The organism is Paenirhodobacter hankyongi (assembly GCF_003664585.1).
GTDB lineage: Bacteria > Pseudomonadota > Alphaproteobacteria > Rhodobacterales > Rhodobacteraceae > Rhodobacter > Rhodobacter hankyongi.
In genome coordinates this window covers 1-5,386 of sequence record NZ_RCHI01000036.1, presented here as the reverse complement: position 1 = coordinate 5,386, position 5,386 = coordinate 1, and the positions used below count along the sequence as shown (strand labels likewise).

General features: G+C 68.5%; 5 protein-coding genes. All 5 read right to left on the bottom strand.

Annotated features, from left to right (window positions below; all coding sequences use genetic code 11):
- The coding region (locus DYS74_RS18250; RefSeq protein ID WP_281272470.1) for a tetrahydrofolate dehydrogenase/cyclohydrolase catalytic domain-containing protein at nucleotides 1–190 on the bottom strand (190 nt) is incomplete at its 3' end.
- Entirely contained in the window at nucleotides 187–753 is a 567-nt protein-coding gene (locus DYS74_RS18245; RefSeq protein WP_121535047.1) for a sarcosine oxidase subunit gamma, read from the bottom strand. The genes DYS74_RS18245 and DYS74_RS18250, both read right to left, overlap by 4 nt.
- Nucleotides 746–3,679 carry a sarcosine oxidase subunit alpha family protein gene (locus DYS74_RS18240; protein WP_121535046.1) on the bottom strand — a complete coding sequence of 978 codons (2,934 nt, stop codon included), beginning with the start codon at nucleotides 3,677–3,679 and terminating at the stop codon, nucleotides 746–748. The genes DYS74_RS18245 and DYS74_RS18240 overlap by 8 nt, the downstream gene beginning before the upstream one ends.
- The gene (locus DYS74_RS18235; RefSeq protein WP_121535045.1) at nucleotides 3,676–3,966 is read right to left on the bottom strand and encodes a sarcosine oxidase subunit delta; all 291 of its coding nucleotides are present in this window, start codon (nucleotides 3,964–3,966) and stop codon (nucleotides 3,676–3,678) included. Before DYS74_RS18235 ends, DYS74_RS18240 begins: the two co-directional genes overlap by 4 nt.
- Nucleotides 3,967–3,989: 23 nt before the next feature.
- Complete coding sequence (locus tag DYS74_RS18230) at nucleotides 3,990–5,240, bottom strand: sarcosine oxidase subunit beta family protein (RefSeq protein WP_121535044.1); 1,251 nt, start codon at nucleotides 5,238–5,240, stop codon at nucleotides 3,990–3,992.
- Nucleotides 5,241–5,386: the final 146 nt, after the last annotated feature.

Genomic DNA, 5,386 nt, shown 5'->3' with positions numbered 1-5,386 from the left:
TCATCCCGACCTCGACGGTCTGCCTGCCCTTGTTGCGGACATAGACCTCGGAGGCCGGGTCCTCGCCCACCAGCACCACGGCGAGGCCCGGGGGGATCCCCTGCTCTTCCTTCAGCCGCGCCACATGCCCGGCGACCTGCGCCCGCACCTTGGCCGCAAAGGCCTTCCCGTCGATGATTGTCGCGGTCATGTCGCGGCCCCTTCCAGATGCTGCGCGGCGCCTTCCACCGCATGCCAGAGCGAGCCCGCAAGCGAGCGCATGCCGAGGATCGCCAGCCGGTCCTCGGCCCGGCGGATCACGAAGACCGTCATGTGATGCAGGCCCGTGCGGGTCGCCGAGCCCGGGCCGAAGCGGCCCAGATCGACGTTCACCAGCTTCTCGCACAGCCGCTCGATCGGCGCGGCACCGGCGGAGGAGACCACCTCGAGCGCGACGAAACCGTCGGTCTGCTCGGTCACCGAGCAGTCGGGCGCGGCAAGTTTCACCGCGCGGGCGAAATCCTCCTCGGCGCGGTCCGCGCCCTCGAGCATCCATTGCCCGGGGCCGGTCCAGAAGGCGGCGATGCCGTTGCCGGCGTGCCAGAGCCCGGGGCCGGGCAGCGCGAGGCCCATCGGCACCGGCTGCGCGCCGCCACGCCGCAGCGCGAGCGAGGCGAGGCCGAGGCCCGCGTTCTCGGCGAGCGTGAGCGCGCCGATCTTCGTGAGGCGCGCGGTCGAACCGCCGAGCGCGGGGATCGGGGACAGGTCAGTCACGGAGACGTCCTCCTTCGGGATCGACGAAATGGGTCGGGACCACGCGCAGCGCGATCTGCTGGTTCTGCAAGGGGTTGGCCGCGGTGATGACCTCGCCCATCCGGGCGGCACCCCCCGTCAGGAAGCCAAGCCCGATCATCGAGCCGACATGCGGCGAGTAGCAGGCGGAGGTGATCCAGCCCTGATCGGTTTCGGTCTTCTGCTCGGCTCCTTGCGCGAAGAGATGCGAACCGGCGGTGACCGGCTGCGTCGGATCGACCGGCTGCAGCCCGACGAGCACGCGGGTTTCCGCAAGCAGCCCCTCGCGCCGGCTCATCACCGCGCCGATCGCGTCCTTCTTCGTGGACACCATCTTGCCCATGCCAAGCATCTGCGCCGTGGTCTGGCCGTTGAGCTCATTGCCCGCGGCATGGCCCTTTTCAATGCGCAGCACGCCAAGCGCCTCGGTCCCGTAGGGGGTCGCGCCGAGATCGGCGCCGCGTTCGATCATCCGTGCCATCAGCGCATTGCCATAGCGCGCCGGCACCGCGATTTCATAGGCGAGTTCCCCCGAGAACGAGATCCGGAAGAGCCGCGCGCGCAGCCCGCCGCAGACGGTGAGTTCCGAACAGGCCATGAAGGGGAAGGCCGCGTTCGAAAGGTCGAACCCGTCCACCACCCGTTCGAGCAGCTTGCGCGCGTTCGGGCCGGCGACCGAGATCTGTGCCCAGGCGTCGGTCGTCGAAATCAGCTGCACGTCGAGCTCGGGCCAGAGGCACTGGCGGCAGAACTCCATGTGGCGATAGACGGGGCCGGCCTGCGCCGTCGTCGTGGTGACGACGTAGTGATCCTCGCCCAGACGCGCGCAGGTGCCGTCGTCATAGGCGTGGCCATCCTCGCGCAGCATCAGGCCATAGCGCACCATGCCGACCTTCAGCGAGGCCATGGCGTTGGCATAGACGCGGTTCAGGAATTCGCCGGCGTCGGCGCCCTGCACATCGACCTTGCCAAGCGTGGTGACGTCGCACAGCCCGACGCCCGCGCGGGTGGCGAGCACCTCGCGATCGACCGTCTCGCGCCAGCTCTTCTCGCCCTTGCGGGGGAAATACTGCGCGCGCATCCACTGGCCGACCTCGACGAAGACGGCACCCTGCGCGCTCGCCCAGTCATGCGTCGGCGTCAGGCGGCGCGGGCGGAAATGGGTGCCGGTATCGCCTTGGCCCAGCGTCGAGAGCGCAACGCCGGTATAGGGCGGGCGGAAGATCGTGGTGCCAGTCTCGGGGATCGTCCTGCCGGTCAGCTCCGCCATCACGGCAAGCGCGGTGACATTGGCGGTCTTGCCCTGATCGGTCGCCATGCCGAGCGTCGTCCAGCGTTTCAGATGCTCGACGGGACGCATGTTCTCCAGATGCGCCAGTTTGATGTCCTTCACGGTGACATCGTTCTGGAAATCGACCCAGGCGCGGCCCTTGCCCGGCACATGCCAGAAGGCGGCCTGGCGCTGCGGCGCATCCTCGGCGCGCGGCAGAACGGGCAGCGCGGCGGTGATGCCCAGCTCAGCCAGCGCAGCCTGCGCCACCGCGGCGCCCGAGGCGAGCGCGGCGGCAGTGCTCCCCTGCCCCGCGGCGGCACCCGCGGCGGTGAGGCCCGGCACGGCGCCCGGTTCGGGCAGGAAGGCCTGCAACGCGTCGTCCCAGAGCGGCCGGCCACGGTGATGCGAGGCGAGATGCACGTTCGGGTTCCAGCCACCGGCCACGCCAAGCGCGCCGACGTCAAGCCAGCTCGTCTGCCCCTCGCGGGTGACGGCGATGCGTTCAAGGCCAAGGCGCCCCTTCGCGTCGCTGACCACGGCGCCCGCGAAAAGCGGATATTTTCCAAGGGCTTTCGCATCGGCGCGGGTGTCGATCACGCCGGCGATGGTGACGCCTTTCGCGCTCAGGTCGAGCGCGGTGCGGTGGCCGTCGTCACCGCTGGTGAAGATCGCCACGGTCTGCGCGGGGCTCACCGCCCAGCGGTTCGCATAGGCGCGCATCGCGCCCGCCAGCATGATCCCCGGCCGGTCGTTGTTGGCGAAGGGGATGTGCCGCTCGGTCGCACCGGCGGCAAGCACGGTGCGTTTCGCGGTGATCCGCCACAGCGTCTGGCGCACCGCGGTCCCCGGCGTGGCGAGATGGTCCGACACCCGCTCGACCGCGCCGAAGATGCCGTGATCGAAGGCGCCGAAGACGGTGGTGCGGCGCATCACGCGCAGGTTCGGCAGGCTGGCGAATTCGGCTTCGAGGTTTGCCACCCAATCCATCGCCGGCGCATCGTCGAGCGTGTGGCTTTCCGCCATCAGCCGCCCGCCAAGGCGGAAGTCCTCGTCGGCAAGGATCACCTTCGCCCCGGCCCGCGCGGCGGTCAGCGCGGCGGCCAGGCCCGCGGCGCCAGCGCCGATGACCAGCAGGTCGCAATGCAGGAAGCCCTTGTCGTAGCTGTCGGGGTCCGGCAGCATCGACAGGCTGCCGAGCCCCGCCGCCTTGCGGATCATCGGCTCGTAGAGCTTTTCCCAGAACGCCTTCGGCCACATGAAGGTCTTGTAGTAGAAGCCCGCCGCGAAGAAGGGCGACAGCAGGTCGTTCACCGCGAGGAAGTCGCGCTCGAGCGAGCCCACACGGTTCTGGCTGTTCGCCACAAGCCCGTCGTAAAGCTCGGCCATGGTGGCGCGGGTGTTCGGCTCCTGCCGGGGGCCCGCGCGCAGCTCGACGAGCGCGTTCGGCTCCTCCGAGCCCGCCGCGACGACGCCGCGCGGGCGGTGATACTTGAACGAGCGCCCCATCAGCCGCACGTCGTTCGCGAGCAGCGCCGAGGCCAGCGTGTCGCCCGGATGGCCGGTGAAGGACTTGCCGTCGAAGGTGAAGCTCAGGCGTTCGGAACGGTCGATCAGACCACCGGAAAGACGGGTCATTTCGCCCCTCCCTTCTGTGCGAGCGCCACGTCGCGGGCGAGTTCCGCGCCGAGGATTTCATGCGTCAGCGTGTTGCGGGTGACGACCAGCCAGCTGCGGTCGCCCTGTTCGTGGAACCACAGCTCGCGGTGCACGCCGGCGGGGTTGTCGCGCAGATAGACATGACGGTTGAAGGCATCGAGCGCGCCCTCCGCCAGACCGTCGGGGCGGTTCAGAAGCGACGCATCGCCGAGATAGGTGAACTCCTGCGCGTCGCGGGGGCCAAGGAGGGGATGGGGGATCAGCATGATCTTGCCTTGATGTCCGGAGGTCAGTGCAGGTTGGGCTGGGCGCCCATGCCCTTTTCGTCGATCACGTAGCCGCGCTCGAACCGGTCGAGGCGCATGAAGCGCGCGGTCTCGTGCGGGCGGTCGGTGGCCAGCAGATGCGCGAAGCAATAGCCGCTCGCCGGCGTCGCCTTGAAGCCGCCATAGCACCAGCCGCCGTTGAAATAGAGCCCGTCCACCGGAGTGCGGTCGATGATCGGCGAGCCGTCCATCGACATGTCCATGATGCCGCCCCAGACGCGCAGAAGCCGCGCGCGCCCGATCGCGGGCATCAGGGCGAGGCCGCCCTCGGCCACCTCCTCGATCACCGGCAGGTTGCCGCGCTGCGCGTAGGAATTGTAGCCGTCGATGTCGCCGCCGAAGACGAGGCCGCCCTTGTCCGACTGGCTGACGTAGAAATGCCCCGCACCGAAGGTGATGACGCCGTCGACGACGGGTTTCAGCCCTTCGGACACGAAGGCCTGCAGGACGTGGCTCTCGATCGGCAGGCGCAGGCCCGCCATCTGCATGACGCGGCTCGACGATCCGGCGACGGCCACGCCGACCTTTTTCGCGCCGATATAGCCGCGGGTGGTTTCCACGCCGAGCACCTTGCCGGCCTCGATGCGGAAGCCGGTGACCTCGCAATTCTGGATGATGTCGACGCCGAGCAGATCCGCGCCGCGCGCATAGCCCCAGGCCACGCCATCGTGGCGCGCGGTGCCGGCGCGGCGTTGCAAAAGACCGCCCTTGATCGGGAAGCGGGCGTTGTCGAAGTTGAGCCAGGGATACATCGTGCGGACCTGCTCGCGGTCGAGCAGTTCCGCATCGGCGCCGGCAAGCAGCATCGCATTGCCGCGCCGCCGATAGGCGTCGCGCTGGCCGTCGGTATGGATCAGGTTCAAGATCCCGCGCTGGCTCACCATCGCGTTGAAATTGAACTCCTGCTCCATGTTCTCCCAGAGCTTCATGGAGAATTCGTAGAACGGCTCGTTGCCCGGCAGCAGGTAGTTCGAGCGGATGATCGTGGTGTTGCGCCCGATGTTGCCCGAGCCGAGCCAGCCCTTTTCGAGCACCGCGATGCGCTTGCCCTGGAACACTTTCGCAAGGTGATAGGCGGTCGACAACCCGCCACCGCCACCGCCGACGATGACATAGTCATAGGCGGGCTGCGGCTCGGGGTTGCGCCACAGGGGTTTCCACCCGTGGTGCCCCGTCAGGGCCTCTTTGAGCACGCGAAAGCCGGAAAAGCGCATTTTATTCATCCGAGTAGAGGAAACGGGCCCGGGGGCACCCGGGCCCGGAAGGATCAGATATCGAGGGTGTTGTCGCGTTCCCAGTGGGAGAAGTGGTTCACGAAGGCGTTCCACTCCTGCATCTTGAGCTTGAGATATCCCGCCGA